Annotated in this window: 15 protein-coding genes; 7 read left to right on the top strand and 8 right to left on the bottom strand. The window is 69.9% G+C overall.

Annotation, left to right across the window (positions count from 1 at the left end; genetic code table 11):
• Positions 1–161 precede the first annotated feature (161 nt).
• Both AB1L88_RS20635 and AB1L88_RS20640 read right to left on the bottom strand, forming a co-directional pair.
• The gene (locus AB1L88_RS20635) at positions 162–560 is read right to left on the bottom strand and encodes a hypothetical protein (RefSeq protein WP_367098584.1); all 399 of its coding nucleotides are present in this window, start codon (positions 558–560) and stop codon (positions 162–164) included.
• 339 nt (positions 561–899) lie between these two features.
• A complete protein-coding gene (locus tag AB1L88_RS20640) occupies positions 900–1,541 on the bottom strand; it encodes a hypothetical protein (RefSeq protein WP_367098585.1) in 642 nt (213 codons plus the stop codon).
• Between the two features lie 386 nt (positions 1,542–1,927).
• On the opposite strand from AB1L88_RS20640, the gene AB1L88_RS20645 reads away from it, so the two are divergent.
• The 7 genes from AB1L88_RS20645 to AB1L88_RS20675 all read left to right on the top strand — a co-directional run bounded on the left by AB1L88_RS20645 (position 1,928) and on the right by AB1L88_RS20675 (position 10,560).
• A complete protein-coding gene (locus tag AB1L88_RS20645) occupies positions 1,928–4,273 on the top strand; it encodes a hypothetical protein (RefSeq protein ID WP_367098586.1) in 2,346 nt (781 codons plus the stop codon).
• Complete coding sequence (locus tag AB1L88_RS20650; RefSeq protein WP_367098587.1) at positions 4,270–5,592, top strand: hypothetical protein; 1,323 nt, start codon at positions 4,270–4,272, stop codon at positions 5,590–5,592. Before AB1L88_RS20645 ends, AB1L88_RS20650 begins: the two co-directional genes overlap by 4 nt.
• 344 nt (positions 5,593–5,936) lie before the next feature.
• A complete protein-coding gene (locus tag AB1L88_RS20655; RefSeq protein ID WP_367098588.1) occupies positions 5,937–7,268 on the top strand; it encodes a PEP-CTERM sorting domain-containing protein in 1,332 nt (443 codons plus the stop codon).
• Between the two features lie 153 nt (positions 7,269–7,421).
• Positions 7,422–7,940 carry a DUF1697 domain-containing protein gene (locus tag AB1L88_RS20660; protein ID WP_367098589.1) on the top strand — a complete coding sequence of 173 codons (519 nt, stop codon included), beginning with the start codon at positions 7,422–7,424 and terminating at the stop codon, positions 7,938–7,940.
• 106 nt (positions 7,941–8,046) lie between these two features.
• Entirely contained in the window at positions 8,047–9,018 is a 972-nt protein-coding gene (locus AB1L88_RS20665) for a HEAT repeat domain-containing protein (RefSeq protein ID WP_367098590.1), read from the top strand.
• 104 nt (positions 9,019–9,122) lie between these two features.
• Positions 9,123–9,836 carry an MBL fold metallo-hydrolase gene (locus tag AB1L88_RS20670; protein ID WP_367098591.1) on the top strand — a complete coding sequence of 238 codons (714 nt, stop codon included), beginning with the start codon at positions 9,123–9,125 and terminating at the stop codon, positions 9,834–9,836.
• Positions 9,837–9,996: 160 nt separating this feature from the next.
• A complete protein-coding gene (locus tag AB1L88_RS20675; RefSeq protein ID WP_367098592.1) occupies positions 9,997–10,560 on the top strand; it encodes a dihydrofolate reductase family protein in 564 nt (187 codons plus the stop codon).
• Position 10,561: 1 nt separating this feature from the next.
• On the opposite strand, the gene AB1L88_RS20680 is transcribed toward AB1L88_RS20675, so the two are convergent.
• The 6 genes from AB1L88_RS20680 to AB1L88_RS20705 all read right to left on the bottom strand — a co-directional run bounded on the left by AB1L88_RS20680 (position 10,562) and on the right by AB1L88_RS20705 (position 14,461).
• A complete protein-coding gene (locus AB1L88_RS20680; protein ID WP_367098593.1) occupies positions 10,562–10,858 on the bottom strand; it encodes a MoaD/ThiS family protein in 297 nt (98 codons plus the stop codon).
• On the bottom strand, positions 10,855–12,033 hold the full coding sequence (locus tag AB1L88_RS20685; RefSeq protein ID WP_367098594.1) for an exo-alpha-sialidase: 1,179 nt from the start codon (positions 12,031–12,033) through the stop codon (positions 10,855–10,857). Before AB1L88_RS20685 ends, AB1L88_RS20680 begins: the two co-directional genes overlap by 4 nt.
• A 107-nt stretch (positions 12,034–12,140) precedes the next feature.
• Positions 12,141–12,575, bottom strand: a complete 435-nt coding sequence (locus AB1L88_RS20690; protein ID WP_367098595.1) for a YciI family protein — start codon at positions 12,573–12,575, stop codon at positions 12,141–12,143.
• A gap of 57 nt (positions 12,576–12,632) precedes the next feature.
• The gene (locus AB1L88_RS20695; RefSeq protein ID WP_367098596.1) at positions 12,633–13,061 is read right to left on the bottom strand and encodes a VOC family protein; all 429 of its coding nucleotides are present in this window, start codon (positions 13,059–13,061) and stop codon (positions 12,633–12,635) included.
• A 115-nt stretch (positions 13,062–13,176) separates the two neighbouring features.
• The gene (locus AB1L88_RS20700; RefSeq protein ID WP_367098597.1) at positions 13,177–13,950 is read right to left on the bottom strand and encodes a YciI family protein; all 774 of its coding nucleotides are present in this window, start codon (positions 13,948–13,950) and stop codon (positions 13,177–13,179) included.
• Between the two features lie 49 nt (positions 13,951–13,999).
• Positions 14,000–14,461, bottom strand: coding sequence for a VOC family protein (locus AB1L88_RS20705; protein WP_367098598.1), 462 nt, complete (start codon positions 14,459–14,461; stop codon positions 14,000–14,002).
• Positions 14,462–14,484 lie beyond the last annotated feature (23 nt).

The following is a 14,484-nucleotide window of genomic DNA, read 5'->3' on the forward strand; positions in this document are numbered from 1 at the left end:
GGCCGGCGGGCGAGGAGCGTTCCGAGGCGCGATTGCGGCTGCCGGCGAGCCTCGCCCGGTCTCGGGGCGGGCGACCGGCGGCGGGGACCGCCGGGCGGACCGGTCCCCTGCCGATCGCCCGTCGCCGGTGCGTCGGCGGGCGGGGTGGTGGCGGGGGGAGGTTACTTCCCGCCGTCGAGGCAATCGGCCAATTCGCGGAGCACGTCGGGGAGCGACCGGGGCCTCGGGTACGCCTTGCCGCGGCCGAGGTAGACCCGGTGCGGCTCGCCCGTCTCCTCGTTCGACTCGACGACGAGCCGGCCGCCGGGGACGAGCGTGTCGAGCACGGCGTTGATCAGGGCGAGCTTGGTCCGTTCCCACTCCTCCCCCTCGATGATCGGGGGGCGGGCGTAGGGGAGCGTCACGCCGGCCAGGTAGCGGGCGATGCTCGGCTGCTCCTCGACCGAGGCGGCCACGGCCGCGTGCTCCTTCAGCAGGACGGACCCCAGGTAACATTCGCCGGGCGGGCAGGGCGGCTCCATCGTGCAGCGGCCGTCCGGATTGGTCTGGCACTGAGCCATGACGAGCTTCCTCGCACTTTCTTCGGTCTTCGTTGCGTTCGATCGGGATCCGAAGCGGAATCCAGCGACGGCCGATGCCGCCTCATGTCCGCATTCTCCCCCCTGCGTGGCCACTCCGCAAGTCCGGCCTCGGCCGGCGGCGGTGCGGGAGCGGGCCGAGGCCACTCGCCCGGCAGGCTGGCCGGATTCGGCCCGGGGACCGGGGCGGCCGGACGGAAACGACCCTCGGCGGCCCCGAGGGGGCGGCCGAGGGTCTGGTGTGTTTCCATCGGGTGCTCATCGCACCTCGGCCGGGCGGCTAGGCCCGAGCGATCGTCGGCGGCGGCGTCCGGGGCCGGGTCAGCTCTGCGGCGAGGCCGTCTGGGCCGTCGGGGTGACCTGCGGGGTCGGGGCGGCGTAGGTCACCGGGGCGTAGCTCACCGGGACCATGACGGTCTTGGTGACCGGGACCTGCTTGACGACCTGCCGCGGCACGCGCTTGGTGATCGTCACGGGGACCTGCTCGGCGACGCGGACCGGCTTCAGCCGGGTCTGCATCTCGGTGATCGGGACCTTCCGCTTGACGGTGGTCTGGACCGGGATCTGCTCGGGGATGCAGCGGGTCACCGGCACCATCTGCACCGAGCAATCCGGGGCGCAGTGCCCGTGCTTGCGGTGCTTGACCTTCGCCGGGACGTACTCGGTGACCTTGTGGGTCCGGGTCACCATCTTCGTGACGGGGACTTCCTCGATCACGAAGCGCTTGACCGGGACCTCGACCGGGACGTGCTCGACGCGGTACTTCGTCTTCATGACCGTGACCGGCACGCAGTCGAAGACCGTCTCGGTCACGTTGCAGTAGGTCGTCACCGTCTGCGGGACCATCTGAACGCAGGGGGCGGCCGGCTGGCCGCAACCGTGACAGGCCTCGGCCGTCTGCGCCGCGGTCACGCCCGTCACCGCGGCCGAGAGCACCAAGGCTCGACTCAACATCCGATGCATCGTCTCTGCTCCAAGAAAATGGATGACCTGGCCATCCATGTCGGGGGGACCGCTGGTCGCCCATCCGTCCCAGATGTAGCAAATTCTCCAGGCGGTACAATTTTACTATTTACGACATTTCTGAGGGAAACGCAAGCTGCCAGGGGGTCGGGCCGGGGCCCGGCCCGGGGGAAATTCGACCGAAATTCCGAGACAGCAAGACCCAACGGCGATCGGGGCCGTCCGCGCGAATTGGCGGGATTTTTCCGGAGATTCCGCCGGGCGGCGGGCCGACGCTCGACGACCTGCGCCCCGGATGGCCCCCTTGTGCCGGGCGAGTCGGCGGGGTATCGATCTGGTTTCGACGTGGAAACGGCACTCGCCTTGCTCGTGACGGAGACGCGCTGATGGTTCGGATCGCCCTCCTGGGTGGGGCCTTGCTGCTCGTGGCCCTGCCCGCCCCCGCCCAATCGCTCCCCGGGACGACCGCCTGGGACGACCGGGGATCGACCGACGACGCGGCGCGGGCGATGGTCGAGGGATTGCATCGCTTCCTCGACCGCGAGACGGCGGCCAGCATCGCGCGGCGGGCGGGGCACTGGGACCGCGATTGCTCCGGCCCGGACGCCTATGCCCGGTCGGTCGATCCGAACCGAGGGCGGCTGGAGCGGATCGTCGGGGCGGTCGGCCCGCGGGTCGAGGCGGTGGCCATGCACCTGGCCGGCACCACCGATCAGCCGGCCGAGGTCGCCCGGGCCGAGCGATTCCGCGTGTTCGCGGTCCGATGGGACGTGTTCCCCGGGGTGCAGGCCGAGGGACTCCTGCTCGATCCCGAAGGGGAGCCGATCGCGGACGTCGTGGCGATGGCCGATTGCGACGTGACGCCCGAGGCGTTCGTCGGCCTGGTCGAAGGGCTGGCGCCGGAAGCCCAGGTGGCCCGCCTGCTGGCCGAGGCGGGCTGCCGGGTCGTCGTGCCGGTCCTGCTCGATCGCTCGGCCACCTTCTCGGGCAACCCCGACGTGGCGATGACCAACCTGACCCACCGCGAGTGGATCTGGCGGCAGGGGTTCGAGACGGGCCGTCACCCGATCGGCTTCGAGGTGGATGCCGTCCGGGCCGCGATCGACTGGTTCTCCCGCGACGGCCAATCGGACCTGCCGATCGGCGTGATGGGGCATGGCGAGGGGGGCTTGATCGCCCTGTATGCCTCGGCCCTCGACGATCGGATCGATGCCGCCTGGGTGGCCGGGTATTTCGGGGATCGGCAGGAGGTCTGGCGGGAACCGATCGAGCGGGACGTCTGGGGATTGCTTGATGAGTTCGGCGACGCCGAGATCGCCAGCCTGGTCGCCCCCCGGGCCCTGATGATCGAACCCTGCCGAGGCCCGGAGGTGGACGGCCCTCCCCCGCCGGTCAACGGCCGGGCGGTGGCCGCCTCGGGGACGCTCAGGGCGATCGACAGGGACGGGACGGTCAACGAATTTGACCGATTGATCCGCTTGACGGGAGATCTTGACCGGAAACGCTTCCACATCGGCCCGGTATCGGGCACGCAAACGCTTAACGTGGGCGATCTCGCGCGGCGGACCTTCCTGGGCATCCTGCTCGACCGAGAGACGCGGGTGGATGACGGGCGGGAGGTCCCCGCGCCGCGATGGCTCCAGACCGCCCCCCTGCCCGACCCGACGTCCCGCATGGGGCGCTGGGTGCGGGCCCTCCAGGGGCACACGCAGGAGTTGCTCCGCACCTCCGAATATCGCCGGGAGGCGCGGTGGTCGCAGGCGGATCGGTCGTCTCCGGACGCCTGGCTGGCCTCGACGGCCGACCTGCGCGAAGCCTTCCGCGAGGAGCTGATCGGCCAGATCCCGGCCGCGACCGAGCCGCTCGAACCCCGATCGATCAAGGTGCTCGACGAGGAGAACTTCGAGGGGTACGCCGTCGAGATCCCGGTCCTGCCCGACGTGGTCGCCTCGGGCATCCTGCTCCTGCCGAAGGACCTGGCCGAGGGGGAGAAGCGGCCGGTGGTCGTCTGCCAGCACGGCCTGGAAGGGACGCCGGACCCGATCGTGATCCCGGGGGTCGCATCGCCGTACAACTCGTATGGGGCGGCCCTGGCGGATCTGGGGTATATCGTCTATGCACCCCAGAATCCGTACATCGGCCAGGATCGATTCCGGACGCTCCAGCGCAAGCTGCACCCCTTGAAGGCGTCCTTGTTCTCGGTCGTCGTCCGCCAGCACGAGCGGACGCTGGAATGGTTGAACACCTTGCCGAACGTCGATCCCGACCGGATCGCCTTCTACGGCCTCTCCTACGGCGGGAAGACGGCCATGCGGGTCCCGGCCCTGATCGACGGCTATTGCCTCTCCATCTGCTCGGCCGACTTCAATGAATGGGTCGTCAAGTGCACGAATCTGTACCGGACCCTGAGCTACCTGTACACGGTCGAATATGACATGTACGAATGGGATCTCGCCTCCGGATTCAACTACGCCGAGATGGCGGCGTTGATCGCCCCCCGGCCGTTCATGGTCGAGCGGGGGCACTCTGACGGCGTCGCGCCCGATGAGTGGGTGGCGTTCGAATTCGCGAAGGTCCGGCGCTTGTACGACACGCTCGGGATCGGCGACCGATCGGAGATCACCTTCTTCAACGGCGGGCACCTGATCAAGGGCGAGGCCACGTTCGACTTCCTCGCCCGGCACCTCGACTGGCCTCGCGGCCGACGCTCTCTGGAGTCCTTGCAACCATGATGCGCTCATTTGTCGTGGCGGGATGGCTCGCCGTGCTGGTCCCCGGGGCCTTCGCCCGGGGCGGGGACGGAGCCTTCCCCGCCGATTCGAACCTGAAGGCCGGGGTCGCCCGGGTGGACATCACGCCGGAGATGCCCGAAGGGGGGATGGACGTGGTCGGCCACCCCCGGCACGTCGACGGGATCCGCGACCCGATCCGGGCCGAGGTCCTGGTGCTCGACGACGGCGAGACGCGCGCGGCCATCGTCACGTTCGACCTGCTGGGGGCCTGGTCGAGCCTGGTCGAGGCGACCCGGGCGGCCGTCTCGGAGGCGGCCGAGGTGCCGGAGGATCAGATCCTGGTGGCCGCCTCGCACAATCATTCGGGGCCGGGTTACGAGCCTGGGACGCCCTGGGCCGAGGAGGTGACGGCCAGGCTCAAGGACGCGGCGAGCGAGGCGGCGGCGGGATTGAGGACGGTGACGATCGGCTACGGCGAGGACGAGATCACCTTCAGCATCAACCGCCGCAAGGTGATCAACGGCCAGGCGGTGGTGCGGCTCAACCCGGACGGGCCGAATGATCGACGGGTGAAGGTGCTCCGATTCGACGACGGCGAGTCGCTCACGCCGATGGCGGTGGTCATGCTCGGGGTCTGCCACCCCTGCTTCTTCACCTGGGGAGACGACGGCACCCCCCCCTACCCCGACGGCTACCCGAACATGAGCGCCGACTTCCCGGGAGAGGCGAAGCGGTACATCGAGGCCGTCTACGGCGGGGAGACGACCGCGATGTTCCTCCAGGGGTGCGCGGGGGACATCCGGCCGAACCTGCCCGGCCTGCCCTACCGATGCGCCGACGAGGCCGACATCCAGTGGGCCGGTCGCGACCTGGGGGGGGCGGTCGTGCGGGCCCTGGCGCGGGGCGTCGTCCGCGAGCAGTTGAAGGAGCGGCCGTCGTACTACCGGATTCGGTCGGCGCGGGAGGTGGTGGATCTGCCCGGCAAGCGCGAGCCGGTCCCCTCGGAGATGATGGCCCTGAAGGTCGGCCCCTACCTGCTGCTGACCATGCCCGGCGAGCCGATGGTCGAGTTCGGCGCGACCATCGAGGGCCTGATCGCCGACCGGGCCGTGCCCCTGGTCGTCGGGTATGCCAACGGCAACATCGGCTACATCGCCACGGCCGCCGCCTACCCGGTCGGCGGTTACGAGCCGGAGATGTCCCCCTTGACGCCGGTCGCCGAGGCCGTGATCTACGAGACGCTGGACGACCTGGCCAACCGCGTGATCGGCGACGTCTTCCGGGTCTTCTCCAAGCGGGAGGAGGACCAGGGGGACTGATCGCCGCGGATTGATCCGCTTCGTGGCATAAGGTCGAGACGGCACGAGGGGCGGCCCGGACGCGATTCCGGGCCGCCCTGTCGCGTCTCGACCGGGATCGTCCCCCTGCCGGTCCTTGACACGCCTGTTGCGTTGCCGAAACGCCTCAGACGCGGGGACGCATTCAATCATGAGAGTCACCGGGGCGAGCCCGGGGGCGTAGTGGGGGAAACGCAACGTCCCCGCGCTCCCGGTTCGCCCCCGGGGTGCTCGCCGCGTCAAGGAGGCCGTCATCGCGTTGACGGTCAGCGTGGAAGATCCGCCTCGACGATGCGTTGGCAACATTTCCAGTGGAGCATCCCTGAATGGATTGGTTGAGCGTGACCAGACGCGATGTGAGGACGTGGGGCTCGGTCGCGGTCGCGGCGCTGGCACTTGCGGCCTGCCCGATGGCCCGGGCCGATTCGATCGTGCTGTCGACGGACCTCGATTCCCGGACCGAGGGGCTCGGCTCGTTCGAGGGGACGTTCCGGTTCTCGGCCCTCGACGACCAGAACGCCTCGCTCATCATCGAGTTGACCAATACGATCGACACGTCGATCGGCGGCTATCTGACGCGGTTCGTGTTCAACAACCCGGGGGGCGCGATCAGCGGGCTGACGCTGACCGCCGCCCCCGACCATTTCGACGCATCGCTCGGGAACAACGCGTACGGCCTCGAGCCGTTCGGGCGGTTCGATATCGAGGTCGGCATCGGGAACGGTCGGCCGCAGCGCGGCCTGGCGGCGGGCCAGTCGGGCCGGTTCGAGTTCGCCCTGACCGGCTCGGGGTTCGACGGCCTGACGGCCTCGTCGTTCCTGGAGACGCTCAGCGTGCCGCCCGGCAGCGGTGAGGGCCTGCGAGGGTTCGTGACCCGGTTCCAGTCGATCCCGCTGGGGGCCGGCAGCGACAAGGTCCCGGCCCTGTTCGAGCTGCCGGGCGACGCCGTGAATGTGGTGCCGATCCCGGAGCCTGCCAGCGTGCTCTCGATGGCGATGGGGCTCGCCGGGGTGGGCTGGATGGTCCGCCGCCGGGCCTCCCGGATGCGTCGGGCGACCCGGAGGCGTGACCGACCGGGGCTCGCAAGGCGTATCGGAGCGTTGTGCATCGGGGCGAGCCGGGTCGAGGGGAGGCTGCGTCCCCCTCGACCGGACTCGCCTGACTTCGTTTCATGGAGCGATCGCGATTCCCCGATGCCCCCGGGGCTCGCCCCCGTGACGCGATCAGCCGCGGGGCAGTCGCACGCGCCCGTTCAGCCACCGGGCCACCCGAATCAGCTCGGCATGGCCGTACGGCAGGCCGCCGCCGGGCAGTCGCCCCGGCTCGTAGAGGATGTTCAGGACCCGATCGAGGACCGGAAGGCGGGGGCATCGCCATCTCCCCTGGAGGTCGAGGATCGCCTCGGCCGGGCCTCCCCGGGGGGTGGGGAAGACGACCGTCCCGATGATCCCGGTCCGGGCAGGGGAAGGGGCCGGATCGGGCGCCGTCGGGCTCGGGAACTCCTCGGCGGGATGCTCGGCCGAGAACGACGTCGAGACACCCGATCGGCAGAAACACGAGAACATAACGATCTCCTCAGCGAGGTGGGGATCGCAGTCGGACACCATGCCCGGAACTTTAGCATAGTGGACTTGCGTACACAAGAAAAATCTCGATGAAGAATCAGAGAGATGGATTCATGGTGTGAAGGAGCGTTGAGCTGCCCCGGTGGGGTGGTGGTTGCATCGGGCGGAGGAAGATGGTGTCCTTGGTCCATCGGGTCCGGACGGGGGGGCTGGCAGCCTCTCGCGACGAGGGGGATCGGGGGTGTCATGATTGCCTATGTTGCCCTGTTGCGGGCGGTCAATGTCGGCGGGACCGGCAAGCTGCCGATGACTGATTTGAAGCGGTTGTGCGAAGGGGCCGGGTTGCTCCGCGTGCGGACGTACATCGCCAGCGGCAACGTCGTCTTTGCGAGCGAGGAGTCGGAGGCCGAGGTCAAGGCACGCCTGGAGGCGGCCCTGGAGGACTACGCCGGCAAGCCGGTCGGCGTGCTCGTGCGGACGGCGGCCGAGATGGCGGAGGTCGTCGCGGGCAATCCCTTCCCGGACGCCCTGCCGAGTCGGACGGTGGCCATCTTCCTCGACGAGCCCCCGCCTCCCGACACGATCGAGCGATCGACCGGAATGGGCGCCGACGAGGAGATTCGCCTGGGGGCCCGGGAGGTTTACGTGCATTACGGCGAGGGGATGGGGCGGTCTCGGCTGAAGATCCCCGCCGCCGCCGCCGGCACGGCCCGGAACATGAATACGGCCTCCAGGCTCGCCGAGATGGCCGCCGAACTGGCGTGACGGGCCGGCTCGGGGCGGATCGATCCGCCCGGGCCTGGTACGATGCCCGCCGACGGCCTCCGGGACGCGCCCCGGGGCCTCCCCCCTGGCCGAGACGGAGCGACGCATGGCCGCCCGACGATCCCTGGATGAGAAACTGGCGGCGCTTCGCGCCCTGCGCGGCCAGTCGCTCGGCGACGACCAGAAGGCCGAGGTGAAGACGCGGATCGGAGACCGATCGAACCTGGTGGCCGCCCTGGCCGCGGAGCTGGCCGGGGAGCACGGGCTGGTCGAGCTGGCCGGGGCGCTCGAAGCGGCGTTTGAGCGGTTCCTGGTCAACCCGCTCAAGGATGACAAACTGTGTCGGGCCAAGATTGCCATCGTGCAGGCGCTCGACCGCCTGGAGCATCCGGATTCGACGATTTTCGCCAGGGCGTCGCGATACGAACAGTTCGAGCCGGTCTGGGGAGGCTCGGAGGACTCGGCCCCTCCCCTGAGGGCCGCGGCCCTGGTGGCCCTGGTCCGGATTGAAGGGGTGGGGTCGCTGCCGATGCTGGTTGATGCGCTGGTCGATCCGGCGAGGGACGTGCGGATCGCGGCGGCGACGGCGCTTGCCGCCATCGGCAACGAGGCGGCGGGCCTGGTCCTGCGGCTGAAGGCCCGGATCGGCGACGAGGATCCCGACGTCTTCTCCGAATGCCTCAGCGGCCTCCTGGCGGTCGATGCGGAGGAGTATCTGCCGATCGTGGTCATGTTTCTTGACCCGAGCAACGTGATCGCCTGCGAGTCGGCGGCGCTGGCGCTGGGGCGTTCGCGGCTGGCCGAGGCGCTCGACCCGCTCGTCGAATGCTGGCGAGGGGCCTTGTCGACTGACCTGAGGCGGCATGTCCTGCTCGCGATTGCGATTCTGAGGCGGCCCGCGGCGCTCGACTTCCTGGCGGAGTTGATCGCGTCCGGGTCGGACTCGGAGGCGGCCGAGGCGATCGCGGCGCTCGGGGTCTTCAAGGACGACCCGTCGGTGCGCGATCGGATCGCGGCGGTGGTCGAGGAGCGGGATCGATCGGCGATTCGGGCCGCGTTCTCGAAAATCTTCGGGTAAGGTTTCCGCAGATGCGTTGATCTCCCAGGGCGATCGGAAGCGAGACGCCCCGGACACGCCCCGATCGAATTCCTGAGCCGATCCCGAAAACGAGAGGAAGTCCGATGAACCCGAAGCCAGTGATTCCCGGTGTCTGGGAAGTCCCGATCGACTTCGTGAACGCGTTCCTGCTCGATACGGGAGACGGGCTGGTCGTCATTGATACGGGCCTGGCCGGCCGCGCCGCGGGGTTGCTCGATGCCGTCCGGGCGATCGGCCGGGACCCGGAGGAGATCCGCGACATCCTGGTGACGCACTGCCATAGTGACCACGCGGGAAGCCTGGCGGAATTGAAGCGGCTGACCGGCGCCCCGGCGACGATGCACCCGATCGACGCCGCGATGGTGAGGGAGGGCCGGGCCCTCCGGCCGCTCAGGCCGGCTCCGGGGCTGGTCAACGCCCTGGTCTGCCGATTCCTGCTCCCGAAGGCGCCGATCGAGGTCGAGCCGGCCGCGATCGAGCACGAGGCCGGGGACGGCGAGTTGCTGCCCTGCGGGCTCCGGGCGATCCACGTCCCGGGCCACTCGGCCGGGCAACTGGCCTTCCTCTGGCCGAAGCAGGGCGGCGTCCTGTTCGCGGCCGATGCCGCGGCGAACGCCTTCGGGCTGGCCCTGAGTCCGCTCTACGAAGACGTGGACGAGGGGCGGCGGAGCCTGGCGAGGCTCGCCGCCCTGGAGTTCGAGGTGGCCTGTTTCGGTCACGGGAAGTCGATCCGGTCGGGGGCCTCGGCGCAATTCCGGCGGAAGTGGCCGGCCGCCCGGGATTCGCGGGTGGCGTGATCGGCGGCGAGGGTCGGGGCCGGACGGCCTGCGAGGTCCGTTCGGCCGCCTCGGGGGATGCGCTCGGGGACCGTCGCGGTGAATCCGGGACCCGGACGGCAACCCGTCGGACCTCCTCGAACCGGGACACACGAGGCCGGGTGGATGACAAGGGATTGAGATGAAGACACAGTATTACACGGCTTCCAGCCTGGACGGGTTCATCGCGGATCCGTCGCATTCCCTCGACTGGCTCATGCAATTCGGCCCGGTCGAGGAAACCAGCTATCCGGCGTTCATCCGGGACGTCGGCGCGATCGCGATGGGATCGACCACCTACGGGTGGCTGCTCCGGCACGAGATCCGCCCGGATTCCGACCAACCGAAGCCCTGGCCCTACACCCAGCCGACCTGGGTGTTCACCTCCCGCACGCTCCCCAGGATCCCCGGCGCGGACATCCGGTTCGTCCGCGGAGACGTCCGCCCGGTGCACCGCGAGATGGTCGACGCGGCGGGGGGCAAGAACGTCTGGATCGTCGGCGGCGGCGAACTGGCGGGCCGGTTCTACGACCACGGATTGCTTGATGAGCTGATCATCCAGGTCGCCCCGGTGACCTTGGGCGGCGGGGCCCCCTTGTTCCCGAGGGCGATCACGACGCCCCCGCTCCGCCTGTTCTCGGCCACCTCCTACGGGGAAGGATTCGCGGAACTCCGCTACGAAGTCCCGCGATCCCAGGCGCGTTAACTTATCCGCCGGCGATGGCGCCGACGATCAGGAACGGCTCCCTGCCCGATGCGACGGCCTCGGGCAAGGGGGTCTCGGGCGGGGCGAGCGAGAGGTCCTGCTCGCAGGCGAAGAACCGGAGGAAGGCCCGCCGTTGCTGGGTGCTGTGGTCGCGGATCGTCCCGCGGAGCGTCGGGTATCGGGCCTCGATCGCATCGAGGACCGAGCGGAGGGTCGCCGGACCGACGACCTCCAGCTCGACCTCGGCGCCGACTCTCGCCAGGAGTCGCAGGTGGTAGGGGAGGACGACCCGGATCATGGCAAGGTCTGGACCTCCACCGAGAGCACGGCGGGCAGGTCGCGGACGATCGGCCGCCAGCGGTCTCCCGAGTCGGGCGAGACGTAGACCTGGCCGCCGGTCGTGCCGAAGTAGACGCCGCACGGGTCGAGCCGATCGACGGCCATGGCGTCTCGGAGGATGTTCACGTAGCAATCGGACTGGGGCAGGCCCTCGGTCAGGGGTTCCCACTCGCCGCCGCCGGTGCGGCTCCGGTAGACGCGGAGCTTCCCCTCGGGCGGGTAACGCTCGGCGTCGCTGGTGAGCGGCACGACGTAGACGGTCTCCGGCTCGTGGGCGTGGACGTCGATCGGGAAGCCGAAGTCGCTGGGCAGGTTGCCGCTGACCTCGTGCCACGAGTCGCCGGCGTCGTCGCTCCGCATCACGTCCCAGTGTTTTTGCATGTAAAGGACCTGGGGACGGTCGGGGTGCAGGGCGATCCGGTGGACGCAATGTCCGACGTCGGCGTCGGGGTCGGGGATGTACTGCGAGCGGAGGCCGCGGTTCTTCGGCGCCCAGGTCAGGCCGCCGTCGTCGGTCCGGAAGACCCCCGCGGCCGAGATGGCGACGAAGATCCGGCCCGGGGCCTTCGGGTCGAGCAGGACCGTATGCGCGCCCATCCCGCCGGCCCCCGGCTGCCAGAGCGGCCCCGATTCGTGCCCCCGGAGGCCCGACAGCTCGTGCCAGGTCAGGCCGCCGTCGTCGGAGCGGAATAAAGCGGCGTCCTCGACCCCGGCGTAGACGACGTCCGGCCCGCTCGGGCACGGTTCCAGGTGCCAGACGCGCTTGAACTCCCAGGGGTGCTGGGTGCCGTCGTACCACTGGTGGGTGGTGAGGGGCTTGCCGTTCGGGCCCGACGTGTCGTAGGCGAATCGGTTGCTCTGGCCCACGGGCATGCCGTCGGGGCCGGTCGTCGGCCCGCCGCCGGGAGGCTCCCAGGTCAGGCCGCCGTCGTCGGAGCGCTGGATGATCTGCCCGAACCAGCCGCTCGACTGCGAGGCGTAGAGCCGATCCGGGTCGGCCGGCGACCCCTTGAGGTGATACACCTCCCAGCCCGCGAAGTGGGGGCCGCTGACCTCCCAGCGGTCCCGCGTGCCATCCGAGGTGAGGATGAACGCCCCTTTGCGCGTACCGACCAGCACTCGCACCCTGCTCATCGACGTCTCCTTGACGGTCGCCGCGGGCATCCTCCGGCGAATGCCCGCATTCATGTCTCCCTGGACGGGCCGCGGTACCCCACGCGGCCCCGTTCGGATGCCTCGCCTCAGACGGTTGATTGCGCATCCAGCCGGGCCTGGAGGCGGGCCTCGGCGGCCCGGAGTTCGCCCGTCGGGTCGCTCGGGGCGAAGTCGTCGGCCTCGAAGACGGGGCGGATCTCGATCTCGGAGTCGCCCGGCATCGGGTTCGGGCAGCGTTTGACCCAGGCGATCGCCTCGTCCATCGACTCCACCCGCCAGAGCCAGAAGCCGGCGATCAGCTCCTTCGTCTCGGCGAAGGGGCCGTCGGTCACCTCGCGGCGATCGCCGCTGAAGCGGACGCGGGCGCCCTGGGCGCTCGGCTTCAGGCCGTCGCCCGAGAGCAGGATCCCGGCCTCGGCGAGTTCCTCGTTGTACTTGCCCATGGCCGCCAGCAGCTCCTGGCTCGGCGGCGCCCCGGCCTCGGACTGATCGGTCGCCTTGACGATGACCATGACCTTCATGCTTCGATTCCTCGACGGATCGTTTCGGGGGGGGGGATGAGGACGCTCCGGGACGGCTCAGCTCGCGGGCGAGGCGACCGTGACCATCCAGCCGACGTTGAACCGGTCGGTGACCATGCCGTAGCAGGGGGACCAGAAGGTCGCCGAGAGGGGCATCTGGACGGTGCCGCCGTCGGCCAGGGCGTCGAAGGCCTTCCGGGCGGCGTCCTCGGTGGGCAGGGTGATCGAGAGCCGGAATCCGTCGAACGCCGACCCGTCGTCGCACCCGTCGGAGGCCATGATCGGGGCCCCGAAGACGCGGAAGGAGGCGTGCATGACCTTACGCTCGAAGCCGTCCTGGAGCATGCCGGGGGGCGGCGGCTCGGGGCTCTCGTCGAACCGCATGAGCATCTCGACCTCGGCCCCGAGCGCCTCGCGGTAGAACGCGATCGCCTCCTCGCAGCGGCCGGAGAAGAACAGGTAGGGGGTGATGGCGGCGGTTGACATCAAGGTTTCCTTCGATGGGATGAGGGGGTGAGGCGCGTGCCCGGCAGCAACCCGGCTGCCGTCGCTTTGGCCTCCCCCCGATGGTCGATCGGCGCCCTCGGGAATCGACAACGGCTCAGGATTGAGTCGAAACCGTCCGGAGCCCGGACACGTCGAACAGGGGACGGACCTCGACCGCGCCGACCCGGGCCCCCGGGTGCCGGGCCGCGATGCCCAGGGCGTCGTCGCGCGACCCGGCGAGGATGACGTAATAGCCCCCGAGGACCTCGTTCGTCTCGGCGAAGGGGCCGTCGGTGATGACGCGATTGCCGGATCGAACCCGGACGGAGGTGGCGACCTCGGTGGGATGGAGCGGCGACGCCGACACGTATTGCCCGGCATCGCTCAGGTGCCTTGCCAGCCCCGCGGCCTCGGCCATGGCGGCGTTGTGCGCCTCGGGCCCGGCCGCCCGCCAGGCCTCCGGGTCGTCATAGCAGAGCAGCATGTAAGGCCGCGTCGATCCCCGGCGGTCGCCGGCCCCTTCGGGGAGACCTCGGGACGGCGGCAGGCCTTCCAGCGGGCGCAAGGGGCGGATCTCGACGGTCCCCTTCGTCGCGGGGGGGAGGGTGCCGGCGATCGCGATCGCCTCGTCGAGGTTGGCGAGTTCCAGGATGTAGTATCCGCCGAGTTGCTCGGTCGTCTCCGCGAACGGGCCGTCGACGACGAGCACCTGACCGTCGCGGACCCGGACCGTGGCGGCGGTCGAGACCGATTCGAGCGGCGAGGAGGCGACGTACTTCCCCTCGGCCTTCAGTCGCTCGCAGATGGCCATGGAATCGACCATGCAGGCCTCCCGCTCCCGATCGGTCCAGAGGCCCTCGTCTCCATACATGAGCAGGATGTACTTCATCGCGATCTCCGTTGTCTCGTGCCTTCGAGCCCGCCCTTGGGCGCGCGACCTACCGCGCGTTCGCGGCGTCCTGGAGCGCCTGGATGTCCAGCCGGGTCATCCCCATCATGGCCTGCATGACCCGGGCGGCCTTCGCACGGTCCGGGTCCCCGAGGAGTCTCGGGAGGGCCGCCGGGACGACCTGCCAGGAGAGGCCGTAGCGGTCCTTCAGCCAGCCGCACCGGCCTTCCGAGCCGCCCTCGGAGAGCCGTGTCCAGAATTCGTCGACCTCGGCCTGCGATTGGCAGTCGATCGAGAGCGAGACGGCCTCGTTGAAGGTGAAGTGCGGGCCGCCGTTCAGGGCGAGGAACTCGAGGCCGGCGAGCCGGAACTCGACGGTGAGCGCCTCTCCGGACGGCCCGGGGGTGATCTTCGTGATCGAGGAGTCGGGGAAGAGCGACGTGTAGAACGTCGCGGCCTCCTCCGCCTTGCCGTCGAACCAGAGGCAGGGCGTGACCTTCTGTCGCACCATTGGGAAACCCTCGCGATCGCAGG

Source organism: Tautonia sp. JC769 (assembly GCF_040717455.1).
In the GTDB taxonomy this organism is placed as follows: Bacteria; Planctomycetota; Planctomycetia; order Isosphaerales; family Isosphaeraceae; genus Tautonia.

What these genes read in the sequence shown, in the direction of transcription:
- AB1L88_RS20635 (WP_367098584.1), bottom strand. Translation starts at nt 560, where the DNA reads ATGGCTCAGTGCCAGACCAATCCGGACGGCCGCTGCACGATGGAGCCG.
- AB1L88_RS20640 (WP_367098585.1), bottom strand. Translation starts at nt 1,541, where the DNA reads ATGCATCGGATGTTGAGTCGAGCCTTGGTGCTCTCGGCCGCGGTGACG.
- AB1L88_RS20645 (WP_367098586.1), top strand. Translation starts at nt 1,928, where the DNA reads ATGGTTCGGATCGCCCTCCTGGGTGGGGCCTTGCTGCTCGTGGCCCTG.
- AB1L88_RS20650 (WP_367098587.1), top strand. Translation starts at nt 4,270, where the DNA reads ATGATGCGCTCATTTGTCGTGGCGGGATGGCTCGCCGTGCTGGTCCCC.
- AB1L88_RS20655 (WP_367098588.1), top strand. Translation starts at nt 5,937, where the DNA reads ATGGATTGGTTGAGCGTGACCAGACGCGATGTGAGGACGTGGGGCTCG.
- AB1L88_RS20660 (WP_367098589.1), top strand. Translation starts at nt 7,422, where the DNA reads ATGATTGCCTATGTTGCCCTGTTGCGGGCGGTCAATGTCGGCGGGACC.
- AB1L88_RS20665 (WP_367098590.1), top strand. Translation starts at nt 8,047, where the DNA reads ATGGCCGCCCGACGATCCCTGGATGAGAAACTGGCGGCGCTTCGCGCC.
- AB1L88_RS20670 (WP_367098591.1), top strand. Translation starts at nt 9,123, where the DNA reads ATGAACCCGAAGCCAGTGATTCCCGGTGTCTGGGAAGTCCCGATCGAC.
- AB1L88_RS20675 (WP_367098592.1), top strand. Translation starts at nt 9,997, where the DNA reads ATGAAGACACAGTATTACACGGCTTCCAGCCTGGACGGGTTCATCGCG.
- AB1L88_RS20680 (WP_367098593.1), bottom strand. Translation starts at nt 10,858, where the DNA reads ATGATCCGGGTCGTCCTCCCCTACCACCTGCGACTCCTGGCGAGAGTC.
- AB1L88_RS20685 (WP_367098594.1), bottom strand. Translation starts at nt 12,033, where the DNA reads ATGAGCAGGGTGCGAGTGCTGGTCGGTACGCGCAAAGGGGCGTTCATC.
- AB1L88_RS20690 (WP_367098595.1), bottom strand. Translation starts at nt 12,575, where the DNA reads ATGAAGGTCATGGTCATCGTCAAGGCGACCGATCAGTCCGAGGCCGGG.
- AB1L88_RS20695 (WP_367098596.1), bottom strand. Translation starts at nt 13,061, where the DNA reads ATGTCAACCGCCGCCATCACCCCCTACCTGTTCTTCTCCGGCCGCTGC.
- AB1L88_RS20700 (WP_367098597.1), bottom strand. Translation starts at nt 13,950, where the DNA reads ATGAAGTACATCCTGCTCATGTATGGAGACGAGGGCCTCTGGACCGAT.
- AB1L88_RS20705 (WP_367098598.1), bottom strand. Translation starts at nt 14,461, where the DNA reads ATGGTGCGACAGAAGGTCACGCCCTGCCTCTGGTTCGACGGCAAGGCG.